The 26,997-nt window shown below is 63.4% G+C and carries 29 protein-coding genes; 19 read left to right on the forward strand and 10 right to left on the reverse strand.

What is annotated here, in order from left to right:
* On the reverse strand, window positions 1-1,413 hold the full coding sequence (xseA, locus tag LZ518_RS08985; protein ID WP_249915658.1) for an exodeoxyribonuclease VII large subunit: 1,413 nt from the start codon (window positions 1,411-1,413) through the stop codon (window positions 1-3).
* Between xseA and purD the strand changes: the two genes are divergently transcribed.
* From purD to LZ518_RS09000, 3 genes are all read left to right on the forward strand, one after another.
* Window positions 1,406-2,707, forward strand: coding sequence for a phosphoribosylamine--glycine ligase (gene purD / locus LZ518_RS08990; RefSeq protein ID WP_249915659.1), 1,302 nt, complete (start codon window positions 1,406-1,408; stop codon window positions 2,705-2,707). The two genes, xseA and purD, sit on opposite strands and share 8 nt — an antisense overlap.
* A complete protein-coding gene (locus tag LZ518_RS08995; protein WP_249915660.1) occupies window positions 2,704-3,024 on the forward strand; it encodes a hypothetical protein in 321 nt (106 codons plus the stop codon). The genes purD and LZ518_RS08995 overlap by 4 nt, the downstream gene beginning before the upstream one ends.
* A 119-nt stretch (window positions 3,025-3,143) precedes the next feature.
* Entirely contained in the window at window positions 3,144-3,635 is a 492-nt protein-coding gene (locus tag LZ518_RS09000) for a helix-hairpin-helix domain-containing protein (RefSeq protein ID WP_249915661.1), read from the forward strand.
* 6 nt (window positions 3,636-3,641) lie between these two features.
* On the opposite strand, the gene LZ518_RS09005 is transcribed toward LZ518_RS09000, so the two are convergent.
* The 3 genes from LZ518_RS09005 to LZ518_RS09015 form a co-directional block, all read right to left on the reverse strand.
* Complete coding sequence (locus LZ518_RS09005) at window positions 3,642-4,994, reverse strand: hemolysin family protein (RefSeq protein WP_249915662.1); 1,353 nt, start codon at window positions 4,992-4,994, stop codon at window positions 3,642-3,644.
* A 46-nt stretch (window positions 4,995-5,040) separates the two neighbouring features.
* Window positions 5,041-5,472: a nucleoside deaminase gene (locus LZ518_RS09010; protein WP_249915663.1), complete on the reverse strand. Its 432-nt coding sequence runs from the start codon at window positions 5,470-5,472 to the stop codon at window positions 5,041-5,043.
* 88 nt (window positions 5,473-5,560) lie between these two features.
* A complete protein-coding gene (locus LZ518_RS09015) occupies window positions 5,561-5,860 on the reverse strand; it encodes a hypothetical protein (RefSeq protein ID WP_249915664.1) in 300 nt (99 codons plus the stop codon).
* 174 nt (window positions 5,861-6,034) lie between these two features.
* Here LZ518_RS09015 and rpmB point away from each other — a divergent pair, with 174 nt between their 5' ends.
* Window positions 6,035-6,328 carry a 50S ribosomal protein L28 gene (rpmB, locus tag LZ518_RS09020; protein ID WP_249915665.1) on the forward strand — a complete coding sequence of 98 codons (294 nt, stop codon included), beginning with the start codon at window positions 6,035-6,037 and terminating at the stop codon, window positions 6,326-6,328.
* On the opposite strand, the gene LZ518_RS09025 is transcribed toward rpmB, so the two are convergent.
* The gene (locus tag LZ518_RS09025) at window positions 6,325-7,248 is read right to left on the reverse strand and encodes an esterase-like activity of phytase family protein (RefSeq protein WP_249915666.1); all 924 of its coding nucleotides are present in this window, start codon (window positions 7,246-7,248) and stop codon (window positions 6,325-6,327) included. The genes rpmB and LZ518_RS09025 overlap by 4 nt on opposite strands.
* Window positions 7,249-7,488: 240 nt before the next feature.
* Window positions 7,489-9,312: a cobaltochelatase subunit CobT gene (gene cobT, locus LZ518_RS09030; RefSeq protein WP_249915667.1), complete on the reverse strand. Its 1,824-nt coding sequence runs from the start codon at window positions 9,310-9,312 to the stop codon at window positions 7,489-7,491.
* Between the two features lie 81 nt (window positions 9,313-9,393).
* On the opposite strand from cobT, the gene LZ518_RS09035 reads away from it, so the two are divergent.
* A complete protein-coding gene (locus LZ518_RS09035) occupies window positions 9,394-9,627 on the forward strand; it encodes a hypothetical protein (RefSeq protein WP_249915668.1) in 234 nt (77 codons plus the stop codon).
* A 7-nt stretch (window positions 9,628-9,634) separates the two neighbouring features.
* Here LZ518_RS09035 and cobS read toward each other — a convergent pair whose 3' ends face one another.
* Both cobS and LZ518_RS09045 read right to left on the reverse strand, forming a co-directional pair.
* A complete protein-coding gene (cobS, locus tag LZ518_RS09040) occupies window positions 9,635-10,639 on the reverse strand; it encodes a cobaltochelatase subunit CobS (RefSeq protein WP_249915669.1) in 1,005 nt (334 codons plus the stop codon).
* 33 nt (window positions 10,640-10,672) lie between these two features.
* On the reverse strand, window positions 10,673-11,281 hold the full coding sequence (locus LZ518_RS09045) for a winged helix-turn-helix transcriptional regulator (RefSeq protein ID WP_249915670.1): 609 nt from the start codon (window positions 11,279-11,281) through the stop codon (window positions 10,673-10,675).
* 149 nt (window positions 11,282-11,430) lie between these two features.
* Here LZ518_RS09045 and LZ518_RS09050 point away from each other — a divergent pair, with 149 nt between their 5' ends.
* The 7 genes from LZ518_RS09050 to LZ518_RS09085 are packed head-to-tail and all read left to right on the forward strand — an operon-like array spanning window position 11,431 to window position 15,945.
* Complete coding sequence (locus LZ518_RS09050) at window positions 11,431-11,865, forward strand: VOC family protein (RefSeq protein ID WP_249915671.1); 435 nt, start codon at window positions 11,431-11,433, stop codon at window positions 11,863-11,865.
* A gap of 3 nt (window positions 11,866-11,868) precedes the next feature.
* The gene (locus LZ518_RS09055) at window positions 11,869-12,546 is read left to right on the forward strand and encodes a glutathione S-transferase family protein (RefSeq protein WP_249915672.1); all 678 of its coding nucleotides are present in this window, start codon (window positions 11,869-11,871) and stop codon (window positions 12,544-12,546) included.
* Window positions 12,543-13,283 carry a DUF1428 domain-containing protein gene (locus tag LZ518_RS13565; RefSeq protein ID WP_348538674.1) on the forward strand — a complete coding sequence of 247 codons (741 nt, stop codon included), beginning with the start codon at window positions 12,543-12,545 and terminating at the stop codon, window positions 13,281-13,283. Before LZ518_RS09055 ends, LZ518_RS13565 begins: the two co-directional genes overlap by 4 nt.
* 22 nt (window positions 13,284-13,305) lie before the next feature.
* The gene (locus tag LZ518_RS09070; RefSeq protein WP_249915673.1) at window positions 13,306-14,130 is read left to right on the forward strand and encodes a VOC family protein; all 825 of its coding nucleotides are present in this window, start codon (window positions 13,306-13,308) and stop codon (window positions 14,128-14,130) included.
* A 9-nt stretch (window positions 14,131-14,139) separates the two neighbouring features.
* On the forward strand, window positions 14,140-14,643 hold the full coding sequence (locus LZ518_RS09075) for a VOC family protein (protein ID WP_249915674.1): 504 nt from the start codon (window positions 14,140-14,142) through the stop codon (window positions 14,641-14,643).
* On the forward strand, window positions 14,636-15,292 hold the full coding sequence (locus LZ518_RS09080) for a dihydrofolate reductase family protein (protein ID WP_249915675.1): 657 nt from the start codon (window positions 14,636-14,638) through the stop codon (window positions 15,290-15,292). Before LZ518_RS09075 ends, LZ518_RS09080 begins: the two co-directional genes overlap by 8 nt.
* Window positions 15,289-15,945 carry a glutathione S-transferase family protein gene (locus LZ518_RS09085; protein WP_249915676.1) on the forward strand — a complete coding sequence of 219 codons (657 nt, stop codon included), beginning with the start codon at window positions 15,289-15,291 and terminating at the stop codon, window positions 15,943-15,945. The genes LZ518_RS09080 and LZ518_RS09085 overlap by 4 nt, the downstream gene beginning before the upstream one ends.
* Before the next feature lie 6 nt (window positions 15,946-15,951).
* Here LZ518_RS09085 and LZ518_RS09090 read toward each other — a convergent pair whose 3' ends face one another.
* Window positions 15,952-16,527: a J domain-containing protein gene (locus LZ518_RS09090; protein ID WP_249915677.1), complete on the reverse strand. Its 576-nt coding sequence runs from the start codon at window positions 16,525-16,527 to the stop codon at window positions 15,952-15,954.
* A gap of 37 nt (window positions 16,528-16,564) precedes the next feature.
* Here LZ518_RS09090 and LZ518_RS09095 point away from each other — a divergent pair, with 37 nt between their 5' ends.
* A complete protein-coding gene (locus LZ518_RS09095) occupies window positions 16,565-16,849 on the forward strand; it encodes a BolA family protein (RefSeq protein ID WP_249915678.1) in 285 nt (94 codons plus the stop codon).
* Between the two features lie 24 nt (window positions 16,850-16,873).
* Here the strand turns inward: LZ518_RS09095 and LZ518_RS09100 are convergent, their stop codons facing one another.
* Window positions 16,874-20,026, reverse strand: coding sequence for an autotransporter outer membrane beta-barrel domain-containing protein (locus tag LZ518_RS09100; RefSeq protein WP_249915679.1), 3,153 nt, complete (start codon window positions 20,024-20,026; stop codon window positions 16,874-16,876).
* Between the two features lie 321 nt (window positions 20,027-20,347).
* Between LZ518_RS09100 and LZ518_RS09105 the strand changes: the two genes are divergently transcribed.
* From LZ518_RS09105 to LZ518_RS09130, 6 genes are all read left to right on the forward strand, one after another.
* Window positions 20,348-21,229 carry a pirin family protein gene (locus LZ518_RS09105; RefSeq protein WP_249915680.1) on the forward strand — a complete coding sequence of 294 codons (882 nt, stop codon included), beginning with the start codon at window positions 20,348-20,350 and terminating at the stop codon, window positions 21,227-21,229.
* Window positions 21,226-22,116 carry an alpha/beta fold hydrolase gene (locus LZ518_RS09110; protein WP_249915681.1) on the forward strand — a complete coding sequence of 297 codons (891 nt, stop codon included), beginning with the start codon at window positions 21,226-21,228 and terminating at the stop codon, window positions 22,114-22,116. Before LZ518_RS09105 ends, LZ518_RS09110 begins: the two co-directional genes overlap by 4 nt.
* Before the next feature lie 22 nt (window positions 22,117-22,138).
* Entirely contained in the window at window positions 22,139-22,588 is a 450-nt protein-coding gene (nusB, locus tag LZ518_RS09115) for a transcription antitermination factor NusB (RefSeq protein ID WP_249915682.1), read from the forward strand.
* 40 nt (window positions 22,589-22,628) lie between these two features.
* Window positions 22,629-23,570 carry a thiamine-phosphate kinase gene (thiL, locus tag LZ518_RS09120; RefSeq protein ID WP_249915683.1) on the forward strand — a complete coding sequence of 314 codons (942 nt, stop codon included), beginning with the start codon at window positions 22,629-22,631 and terminating at the stop codon, window positions 23,568-23,570.
* 207 nt (window positions 23,571-23,777) lie between these two features.
* Entirely contained in the window at window positions 23,778-25,892 is a 2,115-nt protein-coding gene (locus tag LZ518_RS09125; protein ID WP_249915684.1) for a sodium-translocating pyrophosphatase, read from the forward strand.
* 89 nt (window positions 25,893-25,981) lie between these two features.
* A complete protein-coding gene (locus LZ518_RS09130; protein ID WP_249915685.1) occupies window positions 25,982-26,953 on the forward strand; it encodes a quinone oxidoreductase family protein in 972 nt (323 codons plus the stop codon).
* Window positions 26,954-26,997 lie beyond the last annotated feature (44 nt).

Genomic DNA, 26,997 nt, shown 5'->3' on the forward strand with positions numbered 1-26,997 from the left:
TCATTCCTCGGTGTCGAATAATCCAGGCTGTTTCGGCAAATAGGGATCGGTTGGCTTTCGCTCAACCCGCCGCATCGGCCGGAAAGGCTGTGGCGCCGCGCCATCCCCGATTTGGGCAGCCACGCGCCCATCCGCAAAGTGAAGGTCGACCGCGACCGCCGAACGGGCGTCGGCGGCATGGATGATGGTCTTGCCGGCGCGGTCGGTGACCCGGACGAATCCGCGCTGCAGCGGCTTTTCCGGATGGGCCAGTTCGGCCAGCCTCCAGAGAGACGTCAGTTTTTCGTGCGCGCGCGCGACGCGCTCGGTCACCAGCCGCTCCTGCAACCGTGGTCCGACCTCGGCCAAATCGGCACGGGCATGAGCCGTCCGTTGGACCAGCGCCCTTGGCAATCGCTCGCCGGCATCGTCGAGCCGCTGCGCAAAGGGCGCAAACAAATTGGCCGCCTCCGGCCAGCGCGAAGCCAGCAGATCCAGCCGTTCGCCTGCCCGTGAAGACGTGCGAGTGACGCAGGCCGACATGCGATGATCATATTCGGCCAGCATCGCGGCCAGTTCGGCGCGGACCGGCACCGCCATCTCAGCCGCCGCAGTGGGCGTCGGCGCCCGGCGGTCCGACGCAAAGTCGATCAACGTGGTGTCGGTTTCGTGGCCTACCGCGGAGATCAGCGGAATCGGCGAGGTGGCGGCGGCGCGCACGACCTCTTCCTCGTTGAACGCCCACAGATCTTCGATCGAGCCGCCACCGCGGGCGATGATCAACAGGTCGGGCCTGGGGGATACGTTGGCGAAGCCGCGGATCGCCGCGGCGACCTTCTCTGCGGCGCCCTCCCCCTGTACTGGCACGGGCCAGACGATGACATGGGTCGGGCAGCGATCCTCCAGCCGGTGCAGGATGTCGCGGATCACCGCGCCGGTCGGCGAAGTGACCACTCCGATCACCCGCGGCAAATAAGGCAGCCGGCGCTTCTTGGCTTCGTCGAACAGGCCTTCGGCGGCCAGCGCGCGGCGCCGCTTGTCGAGCAGCGCCATCAGCGCACCCTCGCCAGCCAGCTCCATCCGGTTGACTACGATCTGGTATTTCGACCGGCCCGGGTAAGTGGTGAGCTTGCCCGATGCGATCACTTCCGCGCCATCTTCCGGGCGGAACGCGAGGCTGCCCGCCTGTCCCTTCCAGATGACCGCGTCGATGCAGGCGCCCTCGTCCTTCAGCGTAAAGTAGCAATGACCCGAAGCGTGGCGTTTCCAGCCGCTGATTTCTCCGCGCACCCGGACCAGGCCGAACGCATTCTCGACCGTCCGCTTGAGCGCGCCGGACAGTTCGCTGACCGACAGTGCGGGCGCGTTGTCGCCGCTCTTCTGCTCGGCTAGGAGGCCGGAAGCATCGAGATCGCCGGGGAGATTCATGAACATCCTGCTGTTGGGTTCGGGCGGACGTGAGCATGCTCTGGCCTGGCGATTGGCGCAATCGCCAAGCTGCGACGTGCTGTGGGCAACACCCGGAAACCCCGGCATCGCTCGCGTTCTCAAGGACTTTAACGAGAAGCGCGATCGATCGGGCGAAGTCGGCGAACAGGGGATTTGCTTCGATACCGAACTGACGGATCACGAACGTGTAATTGAATTCTGCAAGGCCAATTCAATTGATCTTGTTGTGGTTGGGCCCGAAGCGCCACTCGTTGACGGACTTGCCGATTCCCTGCGAACCGCCGGAATCGCCACCTTCGGCCCTGGCGCCGCCGCTGCCCAGCTCGAAGGCTCGAAGGGTTTCACCAAGGACCTCTGCGCCCGGGCTGGCATTCCTACTGCCGATTATGTTCGGGCCGACTCCGTATCATCCGCTTTGTCATTTTTGGACCGCTTCTCGATCCCGGTGGTAATCAAGGCCGACGGCCTGGCCGCGGGCAAGGGCGTGACCATCGCCATGTCCCGCGACGAGGCAGAGGCAGCGATTCGCGCCGCCGGCGACGGTCCGATGGTGATCGAGGAATATCTGGAGGGAGAGGAGGCCAGCCTGTTCGCGCTGGTCAACGGGACCCGATCCGTCGTGCTCGCATCGGCCCAGGATCACAAGCGCGTCGGCGAAGGCGACACCGGTCCAAACACCGGAGGCATGGGTGCTTACTCCCCTGCCCCTGTCTTGACCGCGGAGCTGGAAGCGCGGGCCATGCGCGAGATCGTCGAGCCCACGGCACGTGCCATGGCCGAGGCAGGAACCGCGTTCAGCGGAGTGCTTTACGCCGGCCTGATGCTGACCGCCGACGGACCCAAGCTGATCGAATATAATGTCCGCTTCGGCGACCCGGAGTGCGAGGCGATCATGCCCCGGATCGAAGGCGATTTCGCCGCTCTTCTTCATTCGGTTGCGGTAGGCGGCGAGTTCGAGGCGCCTTCGCTTTCAAACGTTTCGACCATGACAGTAATCGTGGCGGCAAGAGGCTATCCGGAAACGCCCGCGAGGGGCGGCGCGATCGGCGGATTGGACCGAGCCGAGGCAATGCCGGGTGTCGCCGTTTTTCAAGCGGGCACGGTACTGGAGGGAGACCAGCTTGTCGCATCGGGCGGTCGAGTGCTTGCTGTCACCGCCTCCGGCAGGTCGCTCGGCGAAGCGCGTGAACTCGCCTACCGCGCGGTTGACGCGATCGATTTTGCCGACGGATTCCATCGCCGGGACATTGGTTGGCGCGAACTGGAGCGGGCATCATGAACCGCCGGACGATTATCTGGCTTGGAATTGGCGCAACGGTTGGGTTCGCCGCGCTGTGGCATGGCCCGCTCGGCGCCGGGGAGAAGCTGGCCGCGCAGTCGGAAACCATCGCTCGCCGTACGCTCGACTATTATGAGCTGCCAATGATCCAGGCTCATATGCAGCGCGGCCCGCTCGCAAGGCGACTGGTACTTAGCGGGCCGGCCGACGACTTTCAGCGGCACGAGCTTGTTCGAATATTGGATGAAACTCCTGGCGTGCTGGAGGTGCGGTGGGACCCCAATTCACTACCCCAGGAAAGAAGGCTGGTCCGATGATCCCGCTCGCAATCGAGGCGCAACTTCTGGGTCTGGCAGGGTTCGCGGCGGGAATGGTGATCGGCTATATTTTCGAACTCAGGCGCCGCGCCAACCGGTGGAAGAAAAGGATATAAGCGTTGGAATTCTTCGAAATCTATTGGCCCGTGTTGATCGTCGGGCTGCTCGCTGGATTGATCGCCAGCTACCTGTATTTCCGGCCAAAGCAGAACGTCCGGCTAAGCGACAGCGTCCCGCTTCGTCCACACATGAACCTGCAATCGTCGCACGAGGGCCGGGGAGTTGCCGATGAAACTGCGGCCGCCGCAAGCGACCTCGCCGGATCGATCATCGGCGCGGAAGTTCACGCCGAGTTGCCGGCGGCCAGCGGTCCGCCCGATGACTTGATCAAATTGAAAGGCGTCGGTCCCAAGCTGGCTGCCATCCTGGTGGAACGTGGCATCCGACGCTTTGATCAAATCGCCAAACTGTCGCCGGACCAGGTCGAGGTCCTTGACCAGTCCTTGGGCGCGTTTCGCGGAAGGTTTGAGCGGGACCGGATCGTCGAGCAGGCAGACTATCTCGCTCGAGGCGATATCGACGGCTATCAGGCGAAGTTCGGAAACCTTTGAGCCTGCCTAAGCTCGCGGCGCTTCATCCGCGGTTTCTTCCTCACTGCGCCGGCGCTTTGGGCGGCTGACCAACAGCTTGTCGATTTTTCGGCCGTCCATGTCGACCACCTCAAATCTGTAGCCATCAAACTTAAATGTCTCGCCTGTTTCCGGAATTCTTCTGAGCACCGACAAGGCAAATCCGGCCACGGTCGAATAATCGCGTTCGCCAGGCATGTTCACGCCAATGCGGTCGCCCAATAGATCGGCGCTGGCCGCGCCCGAAACCAGCCAACTGCCGTCCTCACGTTCAATCAGCGGCGGCTCATCCCCTTCGTCGAGGTCATGGGCGAATGCGCCGGCGAGCGCGCTGAGAATTGACCCAGGGGTAACGATTCCATCGAGATGGCCATATTCGTCATGGACCAGCGCCAGAGGCACCTCGGCCGAACGCAGTACGGCCAGCGCATCCATCGCATCCATCAGGTCGGGAATAACCGGGGCCAGACGAGTTAGTGACCTAACATTCAGCTCTTTGCCGTCGAGCAGGGCGGTCAGCATATCTCGCGAGGACACCACACCGACGATATTGTCGACCGAACCTTCCGCGACCGGCAATCGGCTGTGGGTCGTCGCGGCCAACGCGGCACGAATCTCATCCCGGCCGCCGCCGATATCGATCCAATCAATGTCCATTCGCGGGGTCATGACTTCCCGGACCGGGCGATCGGCCAGCCGGACAATTCCTGAGATGATGGCGCGCTCGCTTTCCTCAAGCACGCCGGCCGTTTGCGCCTCAGCGACCACCAGGTGAAGCTCCTCGGCGGTGACGACATTCTTGTTTTCCCGGTTGAGGCCGAGGGCGCGGAAGATCAGCGCGCTTGTCTGATCGAGCAACCATACAAAGGGTGCGGTAGCCTTGCTGAGCCAGCCCATAGGGCGAGAGACAATTGCTGCAATGGCCTCCGGGTTACGGAGTGCGAATTGCTTGGGAACGAGTTCGCCGATGACGAGAGAGGCAAAGGTCGTGACCATGATCACAAGACCAAAACCCACGCTTTCCGCCGTGTCAGGCTCCAGTCCCAGGCGAGCGAGGCGCTGGGCAACTGGCTCGCCAAGGCTGGCACCTGAATAGGCACCGGCGAGAATGCCGATCAACGTGATCCCGATTTGCACCGTTGACAGGAACCGGCCCGGCTCCGCGGCGAGATCGAGGGCGGATTTGGCACCGCGTGATCCAGCCTTCATCATGGCTTTCAACCGGGCCTCGCGAGACGAGACGATTGCCAGTTCGCTCATCGACAACAAGCCGTTGATCGCAACGAGGGCAAGGATCAGGACAAGGTCAAGCCAAGGGAAGGGAAGGAGCGTGTCGCTCATGGTCGATAATAGGCTAATTGCCGACAAATTTGCGTACTAGCAAGGATCAGGTCCGGCGCGCCTCAAAGAAAGCCTTCAGCTGGCCCGCAGCTTCGTCTTCCCCAATTCCGCCGAGGACATCCGGCCGATGGTGACAAGTGGGCTGCGAGAATATTCTCGCGCCATGGACGACTCCTCCCCCCTTGGGATCCTCGGCGCCGAACCGAAGGGCTTCGAACCTGGCCAGGGCGATTGCCGCGGCGCACATCGCGCATGGTTCCAGCGTGACCCATAGAGTGCAGCCATCCAGCCGCGGCCGGCCGAGGCGCATTGCCGCGTGGCGGATGGCGACCATCTCGGCATGGGCAGTTGGATCAAGATTGCCACGCATCGCATTGCGAGCCTCCGCGATGATCTCATCGCCCAATGTCACCACTGCGCCGACCGGCACTTCGCCGGCATCGGCGGCGACCGCGGCCAGATCGAGCGCCCTGCGCATGGGTGAGGGAAGCGGGAAAGCCATCACTGGCCGATCGCTAGCGCGCTCGCGCGTGCCTGTCATGTTCGACGGGCGGCAAACGAGAATATCAGCGGGCAGCGTTTTGCTGCGCCTCGTCCGGAGGGCGGACCGCGACGACCGGCACCTTCACGCTTTTTTCATCGCGCCTAACCTCAACCTTGGGGACAGCAACATTGGCGTCCCTGGTTCCCACCTCCACCGAACCGGTTTGCACGTCAAAGGCTGGGGATTGGCCGCCAGTTGCGCGAATCTTCCCGTCTGCAGCCTCGACCGATGGTGCCTTCGCGCCACGAGTCTGGTTGATGTCGATGTATCCAGTCGCAAATGCCCCAATCAGCGCCACGACGGCGATGATTAGAATCAGCATGACGGTCCGCATTGCCCTCTCCTAGCGATTAGCGACCCACCAACGCGCCGCTGCTGATATAGGTTGCTCAAGACCCTTTATCGCTGCGGTGAAGGTTGACGAATTGCCCCTCCCCGAGTATCGGGCGGCGCTTTCCGGGCGCTTAGGCGCTCACTTCAGACTTGGATGTGACCGATGTCGCGCATTTGCGAGCTGACCGGCAAGGGCCGGCAGGTGGGTAACAATGTTTCCCACGCCAATAACAAGACTAAGCGGACGTTCCTGCCCAACCTGCAGAACGTGACGCTGATCTCGGAAGCGCTGGAAAAGAGCATCAAGCTGCGCGTGTCGACGCATGGTTTGCGCTCGGTCGAACACGTCGGCGGCCTCGACAATTGGCTGACCAAGACCAGCGAGGACCGGCTTTCGCCGCGGGCCGCCAAGCTCAAGCGCGAAATCGCCAAAAAGGCTAAGTCGGCCGCCGCCTAAGGCGTCTCAACTGGCTGCAATTTCGAAGGCCCGGCGCTAGTCGCCGGGCTTTGGCCATGTTCGGACGGCAGATAGTCGAGCGCCACCAACAGATTCCGTGCCATTATCCTGTGACCATCGTCGGTCACCAACCAAAACCGCAGGCCTCCGCCTGGCCGTCGCTCAATCGCCATGCCCTCATAATTGTCGAACAATCCTTTCGGCACCGGCCACGCAGGGCCAGCCCGATAACCAGCCTGCGTTCGATTCAATCTGGCGATGGCTTGCGAAATGCCATTGAGGCCCTTTGTGCGAAGCAGCAGCCAAGCGCTCCCATCTGGCGCGCGAGCAGCATCGGCGACATCGGCCCCGGCCGCCAAGCTGACACGGCCAATGCGATTGCGCCGCACAGGCATCGCTTCCCGGCCATTCTCTGCCAGTACCAGCAAACCCGCCCCTTCCGGGATCAGGCCCTCGGCGCCGCGATTATACCACCAATCCGGCCGATTCAGGTCGACACTGGCCCGCGCATTTCGAAAGCTTGAGTCGTACAGCCACAGCGAGTGATTCTGCTCAAAACCGATCCACCAGCCGCGACCGGTCAGATCGCGGGCAATCGATTCGGCGTCGCGGGCCCATTTCGGACCGAACTTTCCAGGCCCGAAGCGCAAATCTTTCAACATTGCGCGGGGGTGGCTGGCCGCCGGCATGTCGAATCGAATAACCGCGCCAAGGTCAGTGGCGGCGAGAAAGCGTCCCTGATCGATCGCGAGCGCCGATATTCCGTGGAAGCGGGGGTCGTGCACCTGCATCGTCCAGGCGCCAGCCAGCCGAAGAGGCGGAACCGCCGCGGCCATTTCGACTGCCTCAAATCGCAGCGGCACGAGTACGGCCGGCCGCTCCTTGAAGTCCGGCAGTGCCCGCATTGGCCAATAGGCCATGAGTGCCGCCGCCCCCACAAGCAAGCCGTTGAAAGCAAAGATTTTCCTGAATGATTGCTGCAAGGTTCGTTCAGCCGCGTTCAACGGCGAATCGGGCATATCGATCGGAGTTGGCGGGGTTTCCCCCTTTTCCTCGCCACGATGCCGGTAACGGCAGACCGAAATCCCTCGCGTCGCGTATCGAGGGGGGCCCGGAGTGCGTTGTTGCTCCGGGCCCAATTTCTTTCCGTTCCAATCGCATCAGTGCTTTTCGAACAGCGCCGCGAGCTGCTCGATCAGCGCCCCTCCCAATTGTTCGGCATCCATGATCGTGACAGCGCGCGCATAATAGCGCGTGACATCGTGGCCGATGCCGATCGCCGCGAGTTCGACATTGGATCGACCCTCGATCCACCCGATGATCTGCCGTAAATGCTTTTCCAAATAGGTGCCGCCATTGGCCGAGGCGGTCGAATCGTCGACCGGAGCGCCGTCGCTGATGACCAGCAGAATGCGCCGCTCTTCGGGACGCGCGAGCAGCCGCGAGTGCGCCCAGAGCAGGGCTTCGCCGTCGATATTCTCCTTGAGCAGACCTTCCCGCATCATCAGGCCCAGGCTTCGCCGCGAGTGGCGGTAGGGTTCGTCAGCGCGTTTGTAGATAATGTGACGCAGGTCATTGAGCCGGCCGGGGTTGGGAGGCCGCCCTTCGGACAACCATAGTTCGCGGCTCTGACCACCCTTCCAGCCGCGCGTGGTAAACCCCAGGATCTCAGTCGCGACGCCGCATCGCTCCAGCGTCCTCGCCAGAACGTCCGCGCAGGTTGCAGCGATCGAGATCGGCCGGCCGCGCATCGACCCGCTATTGTCGATCAGCAGGCTGACGACCGTATCCTTGAACTCAGTGTCTCGCTCTACCTTGTAACTGAGCGAGTGGCCCGGCGTGACGACGACACGCGCGAGCCGGGCCGCATCGAGTAATCCCTCTTCCTGGTCGAAGTCCCAACTACGGGCTTGCTGCGCCATCAGCCGCCGCTGCAGCCGGTTGGCGAGGCGGGTGACAACACCGCCAAGGCTGGTCATTTGCTGGTCGAGATACGCCCTAAGCCGGGTTAGTTCCTCTTCGTCGCACAGCTCGGCCGCGGCGACTATCTCGTCGAAACGATTGGTAAAGGGCTTGTAGTCGGTGATCGGCTCCTCAGGCCAATTGCGGCGCTGAGCGTTCGCCCGAGCCTGATCGGCGCCTTCCTGGCCGCTGGTCGCCTCGCCTTCCTCGACATCCGCTTCGCTGTCGGCGCTTTCGTCCTCTCCCTCGTCGCGCTCGGTCTCTTCCGAACGCATCTCCATGTCGCCGCTTGAATCGCCTTGGCTATCCGCGTCGTCAGCGTCGTCAGGGCCATTATCCTCGCCCTCGTCTTCGTCGCCCCCCTCCTCGAGCTCATGCTCGCTCGGTTCGTCGGCGGCCAGTTCGAGGTCCTCGAGCAGGCGGCGCGACAAGGTCGCGAATGCCGCCTGGTCGTCGATCGTCAGGGCTAATGCGTCGAGCTCCGCCCCGGCCTTTTCCTCAATCCACGGCGCAACCAGATCCAGGCCTGTCCGAGCCGGCCGAGGTGGCTCGGCACCGGTCAATCGCTGCCGGGCCAGCAGCCCGACAGCCGTCGCGAGCGGTACTTCCTCGGCCGTTCGCGCACGCGTGATCGCGTCGAGCCGCACTCGTGCTTCCGTCAGATCGTCGAGGTTTGCTCGCACGCCATCCATCGCCTTTGCGCCCAGCGCCTCGACCCTTGCCGTTTCCAGCGCGTCGAACACGGCCCGGGCATCGCCGTCCGATATCGGTGCCCGCGCTGCGTGCAGCTTGGGGTCGTGATAGCGAAGGCGTACCGCCATTGCGTCGGCCGCCCCGCGCGCCTCAGCGACCAGCTTTGGTTCCAGTCCGGGCCCGGGCGACACGACTCTCGCGACCTTGCCGGGCGCCTGGCCGCTCGCGTCGGAAGCGAACACGACGTCCGCTTCGGCATCCTGGGCAATAGCCCGCGCCGCCCCGGCAATGACAGAGCGGAATCGGTCAAGAGGCGTGGGAAGGGTCATGAATTGCTCAAGCTCTGCCGCCGTGTCGGCAGCGGGTCAACGATCGGTCGTTAGCAATTTAGTTAGCGTCTATGGCGCAAAATGGCACCCGTCGAGCCGAAAGCCCCTGTTATGGATACGACCTCTCTATTGCTGTTTGTAGTCCCGCTGTTGCTGGGCCTCATCTTCAACGCTGCAAAATTCATGCGCTTTATCGGCCGTGTTGCGGGGGGCGGGAAGCGTCAGGCTATCCGCGGGCGCAGCTACGACGATCAACTGAGCTTCGACGAACGGGTTGCCGAGCGCCTGCGCGAACTGGACCGCGACCGCCGCTAGGTTTCATTCAGGCCCGGTGCGCAACGCTTTCCGGCAAATCCTTGTTGAATACCCGCTGATAATATTCGGCGATCAACGGCCGTTCGGATTCATCGCATTTGTTGAGGAAGCTGAGCCGGAAGGCGAAACCGATATCGCCGAAGATCATCGCATTCTGCGCCCAGCTGATCACGGTCCGCGGGCTCATCACAGTCGATATGTCGCCGTTGATGAACCCTTGCCGTGACAGGTTCGCGACCTGAACCATCTTGCCGACCTCTTCCTTGCCGCCGTCATGGTCATATTCGCCGGACTTGGCGAGCACGATCTGGGCCTCGGTCTCGGCCGGCAGATAGTTGAGCGTGGCAACGATATTCCAACGGTCTAGCTGGCCCTGATTGAGCGCCTGAGTACCGTGATAAAGACCGCTGGTATCGCCAAGGCCGATGGTGTTGGTCGTTGAGAACAGCCGGAACCAGGGGTTTGGCCGGATGACCCGGTTTTGATCGAGCAGGGTCAGCTTGCCGTCGGTTTCGAGCACGCGCTGGATGACGAACATCACGTCGGGCCGGCCGGCGTCATATTCGTCGAATACCAGCGCCACGGGATGCTGCAGTGCCCAAGGCAGCAGGCCCTCCCGGAATTCCGTCACTTGCTGCCCGTCCTGGAGCACAATCGCGTCACGGCCGATGAGGTCGATGCGGCTGATATGCGCATCGAGGTTGATGCGGATGCAAGGCCAGTTGAGCCGCGCCGCCACCTGTTCGATGTGGGTCGACTTGCCGGTGCCGTGATAGCCCTGGATCATCACACGCCGATTGCGGGCGAAGCCGGCGCAGATCGCCATCGTCGTATCGGGATCGAACACATAGGCTGGGTCGAGGTCGGGAACCCGCTCGTCCGCCTCGGTAAACGCCGGCACTTCAAGATCGCTGTCCACGCCAAACGCCTCGCGCACCTTCACCATCTTGTCGGGCGAGGCGAGGATCGTATCGGCGCGGCTGTCGAGCGTAACGTTGGGAATTTCCGTCATGGCTTTGCGCCTTAAGCGTTTCGGCAAATCGCCTCAAGCGGCGGCTAACCGAGCCTTCTCCGGCATCGGGAACAGGCCGGGCAGCCGGGCAGCGAGTGCGAGGTCGCCTTCGACCCGGATCGAAGAGAGGGGCTCGCCGGCATAGACATAGCTGGCGATCTCGCTGGGCGTGCCATGGACGGTCAGGTCGGGATCGTCGAGTTCGCCGCGCCCGATACGGATTTCGCCCTTTTTGTTTCGGGCCCAGAAAAACGCCTCACCATTCATGTGGAGCTGGATCTTGGCCTTTAGATCGCCGGCTGCCAGCGGACTGAGCATGGTCCTTAGAGAAAGCATCAGCGAGACCGGGCTGAACGGCCTTGTAGGATCATGGTAGGGGCTGCGAACCGCCCAGCGCCCCAGCGCCTGGAAGATCGGCGCGGCCTCGTAACCCCATGGCGTAAGCTCATAGACCTGGACCGAAGCCGGCGGCGGAAGCTTGCGCCGGACCAGCACGCCCGCGCTTTCAAGTCCTTCCAGTCTTTGAGTGAGGACGTTGGCACTAATTCCGTTGAGACTCGTTTTCAGGTCCGAGAAGCGGCGGGGTCCAAGCAGCAGCTCGCGTATCAAGGGCATCGACCAGCGTTCGCCGATCAGGTCCATGCCGTGAGCCGCAGCACAGGCATCGTCATATCGTCGTTTGTCGTCCGTTCGTCGTGTCGTAGTTAGTTTTTGTAACTTCATTGTTGCAATTTATAACTGCCCTGCTCAATGTTCAAGGCGAATCGAGTCGCGATAGGAGGCAATGGGCGATGTCGAAGATGATTTTCATCAACCTGCCGATAACCGACCTGGCGCGGTCGACGGCGTTTTACGAAGCGATCGGCGGCCGCAAGGAACCGAAGTTTTCCAACGACCAGGCGGCGATGATCGTCCTGTCCGATGCGATCAATGTCATGCTGTTGACCCACGACTTCTATAAGGGCTTCACCGGCAAGCCGATCGCCGATGCTCACCGGTCCAGCCAGGTGATCCTCGCACTGTCGGCCGACAGCACCGCCAACGTCGATGCCACGGTCGAGAAGGCCGCTTCTGCAGGAGGCAAGGCCGACCCTGGGCCAAGACAGGAGATGGGCAAGCTGATGTACGAACGCAGTTTCGAAGACCCGGACGGCCATCATTGGGAAGTGGTTTGGATGGACGCAAGCGCCGCCGAGCGGGGCGCGTCCGCGTTCGAGGAGGCCTGAGCGATGCCGATCGATCCTAACGCCGAAATCGAAATCACTGCATTCAAGCTGGTGCCCGAATTCGCCCAGGGCGTGGTTCGCGATCTTCGCGTCCGATGGGCGCTGGAGGAAGCCGGCCTCGACTATCGCGCGCGGCTGCTCGACCAGGTCCGGCCGGCGGAATATCTGCGCGAACAGCCGTTCGACCAGGTGCCCTGCTTTAACGACGGCAAAGTCCGGATCTTCGAAACCGGGGCAATCGTCCAATATCTCGGCGAGCAGAGCGAGGCGCTGCTTCCGCGCGATCCGCAGGGCAAATATCGAGCGATCCAGTGGACTTACGCAGCGCTCAACAGCGTCGAGCCGGCGATCCTCAACCTGCTGTTGATCGATATCTTCTATGCCGGCGAGGAATGGGCCAGGCTGCGCCGCCCGGGTGCCGAGGACTTCACCAAGCTGAAACTCAAACGCGTGGCCGACTGGCTCGGCGACAAGCAATGGCTGGAAGGTGACCGCTTCACGATTGGCGACCTGTTGATGGTCACGGTGCTGCGCTTCCTGCGCCACACCGAGCTGGTCTCCGGCTTTCCCAACCTGGCCGCCTATCAGCAGCGCGGCGAAGCCCGGCCGGCGTTCCAGCGAGCGCTGGCCGATCAAATGGCCGCATACAAACAACATGAACCCGAAGGAGAGGCAGCATGACTTATTTCGAAGGCTTCATCGTGCCGGTGCCGGAGGCGAACAAGGACGCCTATCGCAAGAGCGCCGCGGACGCCGCGCCGATCTTCAAGGAATTCGGAGTCGGCCGCCATTTCGAGGCGTGGGACAGCGACGTCCCCGAAGGCAAGGTCACCGATTTCCGCAAGGCGGTCGACGCCAAGCCCGACGAGAAGGTGGTCTTTTCCTGGTTCGAATATCCGGACAAGGCGACCCGCGATGCGGCCAACGAAAAAATGATGAGCGACCCACGGATGAAGGAGATGAGCGCCAACATGCCGTTCGACGGCAAGCGCATGATCATGGGCGGCTTCGAAGCGATCGTTGAGGAAGGTACCGACCGCGGCGATTACACCGATGGGTTCGTCGTACCGGTGCCCGAGGGCAAGGAGGACGATTATCAGAAGCTTGCGGCGAAGATGGCCAAGATCTTCCGCCGGCATGGCGCCAACCGCGTCGTCGAGGCATTGTCCAACGATGTACCGAAGGGTGAAGTCACAGACTTCTATCGCGCGGTGAAGGCCGAGGATGGGGAGAAGGTGGTCTTCTCCTTCATTGAGTGGCCCGACAAGGCGACCCGCGACGAGGCATGGAAAAAGATCATGGAAGACGAGAGTCTGAAGCCCGAAGGCGACATGCCCTTCAGCGGCCAGCGCATGTTCTGGGGCGGATTTGAGCCGATCCTGGACACGGCGAAGGCCAGGGAAACGGCGGACGCCTGAACCGCAGGGAGAGGAGACGAGAATGACCGATACGATTGAGGCGCCGCCCCGCGCCCAAGGTCAAACGCGCCCGCTTCAGGGCAGCAATGTCTGGTACGAGCTGATGACCCCGGACTCCGACGCGGCCGCCAAATTCTATGGAGCGGTCATCGGCTGGACCATCGGCGAGCCGATCGGCGGCGACCAGGATTATCGCATGATCGGGCGCTCGGATGGCGGCTTTGCCGGCGGAGTATTGAAACTAACCGAGGAAATGCAGGGCCATGGCGCAAGGCCGATCTGGCTTGGCTACATCGGCGTCGACGACGTCGATGCGACCGTTGCGGCGGTCGAAACCCGGGGCGGCCAGGCATTGATGCCGGCCTTCGACATACCCCAGGGTCGGATCGCAATGGTCGCGGACCCGCAAGGCAGCCCCTTCTATGTGATGAAGCCCATCCCGCCCGAGGGGAATCCGGACGCCCAAAGCGACGTATTCTCGCCGACCGAGGAACAGCGCGTGAGCTGGAATGAGCTGACCACGACCGATCCTTCCGCCGCGCGGGAATTTTACGGAGAGCTGTTTGGGTGGACCAGCGACGAGTTCATGCCGATGGGCGAATTTGGCGAGTATCGCTTCTTCGCTCATCGCGGCACGACGATCGGCGCCCTTTGCCAGCCGATGCCGGGCGGAAGCACGGGCTGGCGATATTACGTCCGTGTTCCGTCCATTTCGAAAGCGGCCGAAGCGGTGAAAGGCAATGGCGGCACGATCGGCATGGGCCCGCATGAAGTGCCAGGCGGAGATCATATCATCATCGGCCAGGATCCGCAGGGCGCGGAGTTCGCCCTGGTCGGCAAGCTGTAAGGAGAAAATATGATGGCTGGCAACAAGCTGATCACATGCCTGTGGTACGACCATGGCGAAGCACGGAAGGCAGCTGAATTCTATGCCTCCACATTCCCCGACAGCAGCGTCGGCTCTGCCATGAAGGCACCGGGCGATTTCCCGGGCGGCGAGGAAGGCGTCGAACTGACAGTCGAATTTACCCTTCTCGGCCAGTCCTTCGTCGGCCTCAATGGCGGCCCCAACTTCAAGCCCAATGAAGCCGTCAGCTTCATGGTCGTGACCGAAGACCAGGCGGAAACCGATCGCTATTGGAACGCGATCACTGGAAACGGCGGCGAGGAAAGCGCCTGCGGCTGGTGCCGGGACAAATGGGGCTTTTCCTGGCAAATCACGCCGCGCGTCCTGCTTGAAGCCAATACCAGTCCTGACAAGGCGGCGGCCAAGCGGGCGTTCGAAGCGATGATGACGATGAAGAAAATCGATGTCGCCAAGATCGAAGCCGCGCTCAAGGGCGAGCCGGCCGATGCGTAAGCTGACGGGCGCGGTTTTCCAGTCCCTCGACGGCGTCATGCAGGCGCCCGGGGGACCGGAAGAGGATCCAACCAGCAATTTCCGGTTCGGTGGCTGGGCGTTTCCTTTCTGGGATGACAGCCCGTTCGACGATGTCATCATGGGTGAGTATGACCTGCTGCTGGGCAAGCGGACCTACGACATCTTCGCTGCCTACTGGCCGGACAACCAAGACAATCCGATCGGCGAGAAATTCCAGCGCATCGACAAATATGTGCTGACCCATTCAAACGAGCCGCTGGAGTGGAATAATAGCCATCGGCTGTCTGGCGAAACGGCCGAGGCGGTCGCGGAACTCAAGCGCAGCGACGGCCGGGACCTGCTGATCCAGGGCAGCAGCAGCATTTACGTACCGCTGCTCGCCGCCGGGCTGATCGATCGGCTGATCCTGATGACATTCCCGGTCGTGCTGGGTGAAGGGAAGCGCATCTTCGACGGGTCGCAAGCGCCCGGAACGCTCAAGCTGACCGACCATAGCATTTCGGGGACGGGAGTCGTATTCGCGAGCTACGAGCCGGCCGGCGAAGTCAAAACCGGGACCTTTGCAACCAAGCCGCCGAGCGAGGCCGAGCTCGAGCTGCGCGAGAAGATCAGGGACGGTGCCTGGTGAGCCTGACGCTTTATGGACACCCGTTCAGTTCCTATTGCTGGAAGGTGCAGATTCCGCTCGACGCCGACGGCACACCCTACACCTACAAGAACATCGACCCGTCCAATCCGGGCGTTATGGACGAGCTCCGGTCGCTCTGGCCGATCGGCAAGTTTCCGGTGCTGGTCGACGATGGCAGGCTGATCGCCGAGACGAGTTGCATCATCGAATATCTGCAGACCCACCATCCGGGACCCAACGTCTGGATTCCGGACGGCGAGGACGGGTTGCGAGTGCGCTTCCTCGACCGCTTCTTCGATCTGCACATCCAGGGAAACATGCAACCGTCGGTCAACCATGCGCTGCGTCCCGAAGGATGCGGCGACAGCTACGGTGCCGAGAAGGGCCTGAAAGCGCTCCGCATTGCCTATGACTGGCTGGAGGAAAATCTGCCCGACAGCGAATGGGCGGCGGGCGACCGCTTCACGCTGGCGGATTGCGCCGCCGCGCCGGCCCTGTTCTACGCCGACTGGGTCGACGAGATCGGCGACGGGCGGCCTCGCCTGAAGGCCTATCGCGCACGCCTGTTGGCACATCCCGCAGTCAGCAAGTCGGTTGAGGGGGCGCGGCCCTACCGCCCCTATTTCCCCCTGGGCGCCCCCGACCGCGACTAATCGGGTTCAGGTAAAGGCGTTGGCGACCTTCAGCAATTGCCACGCCTCGATGACCTGGCGGAGCTTCTGTTCGTGGCTGCGATCGCCGCCATTGCGGTCCGGATGGTAACGCCGGACCAGTTCCGAATAGCGCTTGCGGACCTTGTGCAGGTCGGTGTCGTCCTGAAGGCCCATCACGCCCAGCGCGTGGCGTTCCTTGGCGGTGAAACGGTCGACCGCCTGCCGCAGCGCCTCGGGACGGAAGCGCGCGGCGATGGCATCGAGCGGATCGGCGAAATCGCGCCACGCCGGGCCCGCGTCCGTTCCGACATGGGCGAAGGCGCGAGTTGCCCGGTCCCAGCCGGCGATCGGCGATTGCGCCGCCTGGATCTCTTCGGTCGTCATCCCTTCGAAGAAATTATATTTGGCGTTGTGCTCCCGGACATGGTCGAGGCACAGCCACTGCCAGGTGCCGGGGCCGTCGAAGTCGGAGGGGGTCAGGGGCGCGCGGAACTCCCCCGGCTGGCGGCAGCCGCGGACCGAGCAGCGGGCCTTCGCGCCCTCTACTCGCCCATGCCATTTGGTCTGCCTGTTGGTCGCCACTTGTCCCTCGAGCCTCAAACACCCCTATATAGTCGCGATGACAAACACCGCCACCGGACCCGTTGCGAGGGAAATGATCGAACGGCTCAACGCAGCGCTGAAACCGACCAGGCTGGCTCTTGAGGATCAGAGCGAACAGCATGTCGGTCATGCCGGGCACGACCCAAGGGGCGAAAGCCATTTCGCGCTGGTGATCGAGAGCCCGGCCTTCGCGGGCCTCGGCCGCGTAGAGCGCCAACGCCGCGTCTATGCGGCGCTCGCCGAATTGATGGACGAGCGCGTCCACGCGCTAACCATCCGGGCGACGGCGCCGGGCGAATAACCCGGGCCGCCGCCGATTGGATGATCAGATCGCCAGCTGCAGGCTGACGCGGCCGCCGATTCCGACCTTCCCGAACTGGTCTTCGGCATTGACTTCGCCGGTCAGCGACAGATTCTCGCCGCCGCCCATCAGGCGAAGTCCGGCAAGCCAGCCGCTGTCCCGCTTTTCAGGGGTCAGGGTGAAGTCTTCGCCGCCGTCGAAGTGGGCCGTCGTCGTGCCCAGCGAACCGCTGAGGATCGAACGGTAGCCGCCTTCGAGTTCGACCCGCATCCAGCTATTATCTTCCTTCTCGCCCAACAGGTCATAGCCAATCGCGAGCATGCCCGAGATCGCGGTTTCGTCGCTGCTGCGCTTGTCCACATGCAGGTCGTAAGCGGAGCCGCCGCCTTCCTCGTCGTAGGACTTTTCGGTCAGCTTATAATGTTCGACCACCACCGACGGGCGAACCGTGAAGCGGCCCATGTGCCAGTCATAGGCGGCTCCGGCGGACGCGGAATAGAGGCGGCCGTTCCAGTCGCCCTCGGCCTGCCGCTCAACTGGCAGGCCATTGGCCGTGCCGCTAAAGCGCCGGGTGTTGTCGAAGTTGATCGTTGCCGCCGTGCCGCGGGCGAAGGCGGTCAACGGTCCAAACTGTCCGCGCCAGTAGATGCCGCCCTCATACTGGTTGCTGACCAGTTCGTTGGCACCCTTGGAATCGCGGCCCGACAGATAGGCCAGGGTCAGGCCGACCGCGCCGGCCTTGCCGAGACCGGCTTCGAATCCGGCAGTCGCGCCCCATCCGCCCAGCTTGTAGCCGGACGTCGCGCCGATCGACTTGCTGGTCGCCCAGGCCACCTGCTCCGTCCAGACCCGGAAGCCGTCCGGCTCTCCGGGAATCTTGGGGTCGAGCAGGACTCGGCCCATCAGGCGCGAGCCCTTGGTCGCCGCTTCGAATGCGCCGCCGGCATGTTCGGGCAACATTTGCTGCAGCGTATCCTGGAGCGTGTCGCTGTCCGCGATGTCGAGCAACGTGCCCGAGATGCCGGCATCCGAGTCCGCCGCCGCCAGCACCGCATCGAGAATGTCGCCTTCCGAGCGATTGATGCCGAGCTCATCATCCGACTTGAGGCGGATGGTCAGCGACACCTCATTGGGCACCGAAGTGACAATGCTGCTGTCGAACAGGAAGGGGAGCGAGTCGATCGAACTGGCCATGCCGGTGCCGCCGGTCAGCGAGCCGGCCTGGATGATCTTGTAGGTGCCCTCGACATCGCCGACACCGAGCAGGTTGACCGCGATCAGATTGTTGGTGCCAAGGTTGGCCGCGCCACTAACGTCGTAAAGCGTGTTGGTTCCGTTGGCGGAATCGATCGTCACGCCGATCGTCGCGCCTGATCCGGTAGTCAGCGACGCGAGCCCGACGCTGCCAAGGTTGGTGGCGTTAAGCTGCGATCCGGTACCGACCGTGGCGTTGACCCCGCCGCTGTTGACCAGATTGCCGGTGAACACGGAGGTCCCGCTGAGCTGGAGCGAGCCAGCGGTGCCGCCGAAGTCGGCCTTGCCGACCATCTGCCCGTCGCCCGAAAGCAGCAACGAGTTGGTGCCGGTGCCGAAGCTGACGTCGCCAAGGAGGCTGCCGTCGCGAATGTCGAGCGTGTCGCTGCCCGCGCCGAACTTGATCTGGCCGACGATCGACGGGGCCGCTGCGCTTGCCGCGACAACCAACTGGCGGATCGTGGCGCCGCTGCCATTGGCGCTGAGATCGATGGCGGTGGCGTTGGTACCGAGCGCCGATGCATTGGCCACGCCGATGCTGCCGGTGTTTTCAATGAGGCCGACGCCGCCTGACTTGTCGATGATCGCTACTGCGTTGCCCGCCGTGCCGGCCCTGGTCGCGATAATCGAGCCGGAGTTGCGAATGGTTCCGACCGTTGCTCCAACGTCGATCAGCAGTCCTGTAGCGGTGGTCGAGGCCGTCCCGGCGCCCTGGGAGACCAAGGCCCCGGTGATGACCACCTCAGGGACCGTCGCACCCGCACCGATCTTGATCGCGGTCGAATCAGCTTCCACCGCCCTGGCGGTAATCGTCCCGGCGATGGTTGCGCCGCCGGCGATATTGACCGTCTGGCCTGCGCCACCGATCGAAATGGCGGTGCCGGAGACCCCCTTGTAGATGCCGACGCCGTTGACGATGCCCTTGACGACGAGCCCGTGACCGGCGCTGGACGAGCTTACGGGACCGATCGTAACCGCCTGCGCGGAAGTGCCGATCTGGATTGCCGGGGCCGCGCCAAAGCTGCTGATCGATGCGCTGCCCTCATTGGCATCGGGAATGCCGTCGTCATCCTCGTCCGTGTCGGTCGTGCTGTTATCGGCCGGGCGAACGTCGAAGATGACGCCGCCGGCCACATTGCCGCCGACAACGACCGCCGACCCGCCCTGCAGAAGGTCGTCCGAGTCCAGCTTGGACGTGTCCGCCGGGGGATTGACGCTGCGGTAGCCGGTCGAGGTGATCGTGTTTTGAATGACCAGGGCGCCGCTGATGTTGCCGCCCAGCTCGACGCCAACCGCGCCCAGGCCCTGGGTGACAATCGAGCCGGAAGTCAGGCTGACATTGCCGTTGACCGCGGCGGTGCGAACGCCAACCGCATTGTCGCCAATAACGTTGATGACGCCACCGGTCAGCGAAACATTGCCGACCAGCGTGCTGTCGATCGCAATGCCGGCGGACTGGTTGCCTTCGACGGTGATCGTGCCGCTGTTGTTGATGTTGCCGGTGAAGGTTCCGCCGCCGAGGACATGGATGCCAAACCGGTTGCTGCCCTGGGCAAAGGGTCCGTCAAGATCGCCGTCACTGTCGCCGTCGGTGGGCGTGAAATTCTCATCGATGACGATCGAGCCGGTGTTGGTGATGTTTCCGGTGAGGTTGGTGTTGGCGAGGATGCCGGTCGAGCCGTTCGATCCCGTTATCTGGATCGCGCCCTCGTTCTTGACGCTGTCGTTGCTGTTGATGGTGACGGCGTTGCCGCTGGTCGGCTTGACCGACCCGGTCGAGGAGATTCGGACGTCGTCGTTACCCGTGCCGGTGAGGACGGGAGTGGTGATCGCCGTGCTAATGACAGTTTCCGCATGGGCATTCGCCGGAAGGAGGGTGAACGACAAGGGCGTCAAACAAGTGGCGGCTAACAGCTTGCGCATCAGGGGACCTCAGGGCTGTTGCGCATCAGCCCGGGGAGGCAGAGCGCAGGGGTTGGATATTCTGAATGCAGGCACGCGAACCGGGATGGCCCGCGCAGCTTTCTGAAAACGGGAACCTTAACGAACGTTGACTCGGCGAAATGGAATCACCGGGGCGGCCCCCTAGCAACTTGAAGCGGGATTCGACTAGCACCGTTCGTCGATTTCACTCCAACTTCTAAGTAAACTATTGAATTATTGAGAATTTAAGTTCCACTATTAAGTGAGGCTTTTGCCTGGAAGTCGATTGTGGTGCATGGGTCAAGCAGAGGAGTCGCACCGATGGACACGATTACTCCCACGACACACGACCTTGGCGACTTCACCGTTCGCCGGACGCTGCCGTCCAAGCCAAGGCGGATGGTCGGGCCCTTCATCTTCGTCGACCAGTTCGGGCCTGCCCGACTGCCCGCCGGCCATGGCATGGATGTCCGCCCTCACCCGCACATCAACCTTGCCACCGTCACCTATTTGTTCGACGGCGCCATCGAGCATCGCGACAGCATCGGCAGCCATGCGGTGATCGAACCGGGCGCGATCAACCTGATGACCGCGGGCAGCGGAATCGTTCATTCGGAGCGCTCGCCCGCGGCCCTGCGTGCCGATGGCCCGTCATTATATGGCATGCAAACCTGGCTGGCGCTCCCTGACGGCAAGGAAGAGATTGATCCGGCCTTCGAGCATGTCGACGGCGCCGCACTGCCGCTGGTCGAGGACAAGGGCGTCTCGGCCCGGGTGCTGATGGGAACGCTGTGGGGCAAGACCGCGGGAGTGACCCAGCATAGCGAGACAATTTATGCCGACATTCTGCTGGGCGGCGGATCGAGCATCCCGATCGATGCCATGACCGACGAACGCGCGGTGATGGTGGCCGAAGGCGATGCCAGCCTCGATGGCGATCGGCTGGAGCAATTCACACTTTATGTCTTGAAGCCGGGCGAAGCGATGACGCTGCGCGCCGAAACGCCGTCGCGGATCATGCTGCTGGGCGGCGAGGCCTTCGCGACCCAGCGCCACGTATTCTGGAACTTCGTCTCCTCGTCGCGCGACCGGATCAACCAGGCAAAGGAGGATTGGAAAGCGCGCCGCTTCCCGCTTGTGCCTGGCGACGATCAGGAATTCATCCCGCTGCCCGAAGTGCCGTTGACGGTCACCTATCCGTGATCGAGCAGGGAATGGTCGAGCTGTCGACCGGCATCGCCATGAACGTGGCGCAGGCAGGCCCGCGTGACGCTCCGCCGGTGATACTGGTCCATGGATTTCCGGAATCGCATCGCACCTGGCGTGACCTGGTCCCATTGATGTCGGACCGGCTGCGGCTGATCATGCCCGACCTGCGCGGATATGGTGAGAGCGACCGGCCGCAGGACGTCGCCGACTATGCCACCGAAACGCTTATCGCCGACATTTTCGCCTTGGCGGACGCGCTCAATGTCGATCGCTTCGCGCTTGTCGGACATGATTGGGGCGGAGCGATTGCCTGGGCCGCGGCGCTACGCGGCAATCCGAGGATCGAGCGGTTGGCGATCGTCAATTCGCCCCACCCGCTGATCTTCCAGAAAAGCCTGATCGAGGACGCCCCGCAGCGTGCCGCGTCGCAATATATGCGCGCCTTTCGCAATCCCGGCATGGAGGCGAGTATCCAGGCGATGGGGTTCGATGCATTCTTCGACAAGAGTTTCGCCAAGCACGCCGACCTGTCCCTGATCCCGGCGGACGAGCGGCAGCTCTACATCGGCCAATGGAGCCGGCCGGGCGCGCTGACCGCGATGCTCAACTGGTACCGGTCGAGCCAGGTCGTGGTTCCGGCGGTCGGTGAAAATGCGGCGATGCCGGGATGGGTTGAGCGGGGTGTGCCGAAGCTGAAGATTCCGGTCCGGGTCGTCTGGGGACTGGAAGACAAGGCGCTGCTCCCGATCCAGCTCGAAGGGATCGGCGAGATCGGCGACGACGTGGAGGTTTTCCCGTTGCCCGGAGTCGGCCATTTCGCGCCGTGGGAAGCGCCCGGGAAAGTGGCGGCGGCGCTCAAGCCCTTCCTGTTGGCACGATGAGCGTCTACAGGCCGCGGCCGTCATGACTCGTTCAATCTCGCGTTCCGCCGCCCGGCTCGCCGCCGTGCAGGCGCTCTACCAGCAGGAAATGGAAGGTACGCCAACCGCGCGCCTGCTCCATGAATTCCATCATCACCGCCTCGGCGCGACGATCGAAGGCGAAACCTATGCCGATGCCGAGATCAGCTTCTTCGATGATCTGGTCGAAGGTACGCTGGCCCGCCGCGGCGAAATCGATGAGCTGATTACAGAGCGGCTGGCCAAGGGCTGGAGCCTCGAGCGGCTGGACAAGCCGATGAAGGCGATCCTGCGCGTGGGGGCCTATGAGTTGATTGCCCGGCCTGACGTTCCGATGGCCAGCGTCATCAGCGAATATGTCGATGTCGCGGACGCCTTTTACGACCAGCGCGAGAAGGGCTTCGTCAACGGCCTGCTCGACGCCATCGCCAAGGCGGCGCGGCCCGCCGCTTAGGGCTTTCCTCGACCGCCCATGACGGGTCTATAAGCGACCCATGAGCAGCGAGTTCGCATTTATCGACAGGTTGCGGCTGCTTGCCACCGACCCCGCGGCACGCGGGCTTGATGACGATGTCGCCGTACTTGGCGATTTGGTGCTGACGCACGACATGATCGCCGAAGGCGTACACTTCCTCCCCACGGACCCTCCGGCCTCGGTCGGCTGGAAGCTGGTCGCGGTCAATTTGAGCGATCTCGCCGGCAAGGGCGCCGAGCCTCTCGCCGCGCTGATGGGAATGACGCTGAGCGGCGACAGCGAATGGGACGACCGGTTCCTGGCCGGAGTGGCGGCGGCATGCGAGACTTATGGGCTGTCGCTGGTCGGCGGCGACACGATCGCGCTGCCGCCCGAGGCACCGCGCGTGCTCAGTCTGACGGCCGTCGGGCGCGGCGGCAACGCTATCCCGTCGCGATCGGGGGGCGCGCCGGGCGATGCGCTGTGGCTTGCCGGGACGCTGGGAGATGCCGCGCTAGGCCTGAAGACGTTGCGCGACGACAGCGAATCGGAAGGCCCGCTGGTCGAGGCCTATCGGCGGCCGGTTCCGCAGCTTGCGGTAGGCAAGTTGCTGGCGCCTTACGCAACCGCGATGATGGACCTGTCGGATGGCCTGCTGCTTGATTCGAGCCGCCTCATCGCGGCCAGCAAATGCGGTGCCGAAATCGATCTCGATGCCTTGCCCCTGTCGCGCGCCTTCATTGCCGAGCTAGGCAGCGACCGCCGCGCCAAACTGACGGCGGCGACCGGCGGCGACGATTATGCGCTCCTCGCCGCCCTGCCGCCCGATTTCGACCCCTTAAGCCTTTCTTTACCAGCGCGGACCATCCTTGCCCGCATCGGCACGCTGACGACAGGCGAGGAACTCAGGCTCTTCGACGCCGCCGGACAAGTGCCGTTGCCGGAGCAGCTTGGTTATGAACATCGCACCCAGGATTGCTGAATTTGGCGCCCGCCAGTGGTTCATTGCCCTGGTCGGGCTGGCCTCCGGCATGGTGACCGCGCTGCTGCTCAACTAATAGTTTAACCGATTGACGAAACAGGCGGGTTGCCTCCGCCATATTCCCCGTTACAGGTTCCGTTCCAATTTCTGGCGGCTCCTGGAAACCCGGGCCGCCGTGCTTAGGGTCAAATAGGGGAATCTCACTTCATGAATCTGGTCCTTATCGCGATTGCCTGCGGCGTCATCGCGCTGCTCTATGGCATTCTCACCAGCCAGCAGGTGCTTCGCGCCTCGCCCGGTAACCAGCGCATGGTCGAAGTGGCCGGCGCGATCCAGGAGGGCGCATCGGCCTATCTGCGCCGCCAATATACGACGATCACGATCGTCGGCGTCGTGGTTGCGGCAATCGTATTCGCCTTCCTTGGGCCGGTGTCGGCCGCCGGCTTCGTGCTTGGCTCGATCCTGTCGGGGGCGACCGGCTTCGTCGGCATGAACATTTCGGTCCGCGCCAACGTCCGTACTGCCGAGGCCGCCAGCCAGGGCCTTCAGCAGGGCCTCACCATGGCCTTCCGGGCCGGTGCCATCACCGGCATGCTGGTGGCCGGTCTCGCGCTGCTCGCGATCTCAGTCTTCTTCTATTACCTCGTGTTCGTCGCCGGCCACGGCATCGGCGGCGAAGACCGCACGGTCGTCAACGGCCTGATCGCGCTGGCGTTCGGCGCCTCGCTGATTTCCATCTTCGCCCGGCTGGGCGGCGGCATTTTCACCAAGGCCGCCGACGTCGGCGCCGACCTGGTCGGCAAGGTCGAGGCCGGTATCCCCGAGGACGACCCCCGCAACCCGGCGGTCATCGCCGATAACGTCGGCGACAATGTCGGCGATTGCGCCGGCATGGCCGCCGACCTGTTCGAAACCTACGTCGTCACCGTCGGCGCCACCATGGTGCTTACCGCGCTGCTGGTGAAGACGGCCGGCGACGGCCTGCTCGCGCTGATGAGCCTGCCGCTGCTGATCGGCGGCGTTTGCGTCATCGCATCGATCATCGGCACCTATTTCGTGCGCCTCGGCAAGGGCCAGAGCATCATGGGCGCGATGTACAAGGGCTTCGGGGTGACCGCTGTCATCTCGGCGATCGCGATCTTCTTCGCCACTCGCTACGCGCTGGGCGACCTCAACGCGCCGATCGCCGCCAGCGATGCGACCTTTACCGGCATGGCCCTTTACTGGTGCATGCTGCTCGGCCTGGTGATCACCGGCCTCATCATCTGGATTACCGAATATTACACCGGCACCAATTTCCGTCCGGTCAAGTCGATCGCCCGCGCTTCGGAAACCGGCCACGGCACCAACGTCATCCAGGGCCTGGCGATCAGCCTTGAATCGACTGCCCTGCCGACGCTGGTGATTTGCGCCGGGATCATCACCGCCCATGCGCTTGCAGGGCTGATGGGGATCGCCTTCGCCGCCACCTCGATGCTTGCCCTGGCCGGCATGGTCGTCGCGCTCGATGCCTATGGCCCGGTCACCGACAATGCCGGCGGCATCGCGGAAATGTCGGGACTGGACGACAGCGTTCGGAATCGCACCGACGCGCTGGACGCGGTCGGCAACACCACCAAGGCGGTGACAAAGGGCTATGCGATCGGGTCGGCGGGGCTTGCCGCCCTGGTCCTGTTCGCGGCCTACACCACCGACCTGCGCGAATTCTTCCCTGGCTTGGAGGTCAACTTCAGCCTGGAAAATCCGTTCGTCATTGTCGGCCTGCTGCTCGGCGCGCTGCTGCCCTACCTGTTCGGAGCCTTGGGCATGACCGCCGTCGGCCGCGCCGCGGGCGACGTCGTCAAGGACGTCCGCGAGCAGTTCCGCAGCAATCCCGGCATCATGGATGGCTCGTCGCGCCCCAATTATGCGCGCACCGTCGACCTGGTCACCAAGGCGGCGATCAAGGAAATGATCATCCCGTCGCTGCTGCCGGTGCTGGTCCCGATCCTGGTCTATTTCGTCATCACCGCGGTGGCGGGCCAGGCCCAGGGCTTTGCCGCGCTCGGCGCACTGCTGCTCGGCGTGATCGTCTCCGGCCTGTTCGTCGCCATCTCGATGACCTCGGGCGGCGGCGCCTGGGACAATGCCAAGAAATATATCGAGGACGGCAATTACGGCGGCAAGGGCTCAGAAGCCCATAAGGCCGCGGTCACCGGCGACACGGTGGGCGACCCGTACAAGGATACGGCCGGCCCGGCGGTCAACCCGATGATCAAGATCACCAACATCGTCGCGCTGCTGCTGCTGGCCGCGCTGGCGGCACGGGGCGCCGGCATCTAAACCGGCGCATTGCGCAAAGGAAACTGGCCCCGCCCGGCACTGCTGTGGCGGGGCTTTTCTTTACACGGCCCCACGCCCATCTCCCCACTATGACAAAAGCGATCCAAGTCCACCAAACTGGTGGCCCAGAAGTGCTTAGCTGGGATGACATTGAGGTCGGCGAGCCTGGTCCAGGCCAGGTGCGGCTACGCCAGACGGCGATCGGGCTCAACTTCATCGACGTCTATCACCGCACCGGCCTTTACCCCCAGCCGGCCCCGTTCATTCCCGGTGTCGAGGGAGCCGGCGTGGTCGAGGCCGTCGGCCCGGGCGTCGATTGGCTGCGAACAGGCGATCGCGTCGCATATTCCGGCCCGATCGGGGCCTATGCCGAGGAACGGCTGATCGATGCCGACCGGCTGGTCAGTCTTCCCGATGAAGTCAGCGACGAACAGGCCGCGGCGATGCTGCTGCAAGGCATGACCGCGCACATGCTCTTGCGGAGGGTCTACCCGGTCCAGGCTGGCGACACGATCCTGGTCCACGCCGCCGCAGGAGGCGTTGGGCTGATCATGTGCCAATGGGCGGCGGCGCTTGGCGCAATGGTGATCGGCACGGTGTCGACCGATGCGAAAGCGGAGATCGCGCAGGCCCATGGCTGCGCTCATCCGATCGTGACGTCCCGCCAGGATTTCGTCGCAGAGGTCGATCGGATCACGGGCGGAGCCAAGCTGCCGGTGGTTTATGACTCCGTCGGGCGCGACACGTTCATGGGCTCGCTCGATTGCTTGGCGCCGCGTGGAATGATGGTCAGTTTCGGCAATGCATCCGGGCCGGTAGATCCGATTTCGCCGCTGCTACTGGCGCAGAAAGGCTCGCTGTTCCTGACCCGGCCGACCTTGTTCCATTACGTCGCCACCCGGGCCGAACTCGATACCGCCGCCAACGAGCTGTTCGAGATGGTGGCGACCGGCAAGATCAGGGTCGAGGTCAAGCAACGCTTTCCGCTCAAGGATGCGGCCGAGGCACACCGCGCGCTTGAGGCCCGCCAAACCACCGGATCGTCGGTTTTGACGGTCTAGGCAGCGCCGCTTCCCTTTGCGTTTCTTCGCAGCTATGAGCCGCG

It is taken from the genome of Sphingomonas brevis (genome assembly GCF_023516505.1).
GTDB classification, from domain to species: Bacteria; Pseudomonadota; Alphaproteobacteria; order Sphingomonadales; family Sphingomonadaceae; genus Sphingomicrobium; species Sphingomicrobium breve.

What these genes read in the sequence shown, in the direction of transcription:
- thiL (WP_249915683.1), top strand. Translation starts at nt 22,629, where the DNA reads ATGAGCAGCGAGTTCGCATTTATCGACAGGTTGCGGCTGCTTGCCACC.
- LZ518_RS09035 (WP_249915668.1), top strand. Translation starts at nt 9,394, where the DNA reads ATGGCACCCGTCGAGCCGAAAGCCCCTGTTATGGATACGACCTCTCTA.
- LZ518_RS09050 (WP_249915671.1), top strand. Translation starts at nt 11,431, where the DNA reads ATGTCGAAGATGATTTTCATCAACCTGCCGATAACCGACCTGGCGCGG.
- rpmB (WP_249915665.1), top strand. Translation starts at nt 6,035, where the DNA reads ATGTCGCGCATTTGCGAGCTGACCGGCAAGGGCCGGCAGGTGGGTAAC.
- LZ518_RS09105 (WP_249915680.1), top strand. Translation starts at nt 20,348, where the DNA reads ATGGACACGATTACTCCCACGACACACGACCTTGGCGACTTCACCGTT.
- LZ518_RS09080 (WP_249915675.1), top strand. Translation starts at nt 14,636, where the DNA reads ATGCGTAAGCTGACGGGCGCGGTTTTCCAGTCCCTCGACGGCGTCATG.
- LZ518_RS09070 (WP_249915673.1), top strand. Translation starts at nt 13,306, where the DNA reads ATGACCGATACGATTGAGGCGCCGCCCCGCGCCCAAGGTCAAACGCGC.
- LZ518_RS09125 (WP_249915684.1), top strand. Translation starts at nt 23,778, where the DNA reads ATGAATCTGGTCCTTATCGCGATTGCCTGCGGCGTCATCGCGCTGCTC.
- cobT (WP_249915667.1), bottom strand. Translation starts at nt 9,312, where the DNA reads ATGACCCTTCCCACGCCTCTTGACCGATTCCGCTCTGTCATTGCCGGG.
- LZ518_RS09055 (WP_249915672.1), top strand. Translation starts at nt 11,869, where the DNA reads ATGCCGATCGATCCTAACGCCGAAATCGAAATCACTGCATTCAAGCTG.
- LZ518_RS09045 (WP_249915670.1), bottom strand. Translation starts at nt 11,281, where the DNA reads ATGGACCTGATCGGCGAACGCTGGTCGATGCCCTTGATACGCGAGCTG.
- LZ518_RS09005 (WP_249915662.1), bottom strand. Translation starts at nt 4,994, where the DNA reads ATGAGCGACACGCTCCTTCCCTTCCCTTGGCTTGACCTTGTCCTGATC.
- LZ518_RS09010 (WP_249915663.1), bottom strand. Translation starts at nt 5,472, where the DNA reads ATGCGCAGGGCGCTCGATCTGGCCGCGGTCGCCGCCGATGCCGGCGAA.
- LZ518_RS09025 (WP_249915666.1), bottom strand. Translation starts at nt 7,248, where the DNA reads ATGGCCTATTGGCCAATGCGGGCACTGCCGGACTTCAAGGAGCGGCCG.
- LZ518_RS09095 (WP_249915678.1), top strand. Translation starts at nt 16,565, where the DNA reads ATGACAAACACCGCCACCGGACCCGTTGCGAGGGAAATGATCGAACGG.
- purD (WP_249915659.1), top strand. Translation starts at nt 1,406, where the DNA reads ATGAACATCCTGCTGTTGGGTTCGGGCGGACGTGAGCATGCTCTGGCC.
- LZ518_RS09015 (WP_249915664.1), bottom strand. Translation starts at nt 5,860, where the DNA reads ATGCTGATTCTAATCATCGCCGTCGTGGCGCTGATTGGGGCATTTGCG.
- nusB (WP_249915682.1), top strand. Translation starts at nt 22,139, where the DNA reads ATGACTCGTTCAATCTCGCGTTCCGCCGCCCGGCTCGCCGCCGTGCAG.
- cobS (WP_249915669.1), bottom strand. Translation starts at nt 10,639, where the DNA reads ATGACGGAAATTCCCAACGTTACGCTCGACAGCCGCGCCGATACGATC.
- LZ518_RS09100 (WP_249915679.1), bottom strand. Translation starts at nt 20,026, where the DNA reads ATGCGCAAGCTGTTAGCCGCCACTTGTTTGACGCCCTTGTCGTTCACC.
- LZ518_RS13565 (WP_348538674.1), top strand. Translation starts at nt 12,543, where the DNA reads ATGACTTATTTCGAAGGCTTCATCGTGCCGGTGCCGGAGGCGAACAAG.
- LZ518_RS09075 (WP_249915674.1), top strand. Translation starts at nt 14,140, where the DNA reads ATGATGGCTGGCAACAAGCTGATCACATGCCTGTGGTACGACCATGGC.
- LZ518_RS08995 (WP_249915660.1), top strand. Translation starts at nt 2,704, where the DNA reads ATGAACCGCCGGACGATTATCTGGCTTGGAATTGGCGCAACGGTTGGG.
- LZ518_RS09130 (WP_249915685.1), top strand. Translation starts at nt 25,982, where the DNA reads ATGACAAAAGCGATCCAAGTCCACCAAACTGGTGGCCCAGAAGTGCTT.
- xseA (WP_249915658.1), bottom strand. Translation starts at nt 1,413, where the DNA reads ATGTTCATGAATCTCCCCGGCGATCTCGATGCTTCCGGCCTCCTAGCC.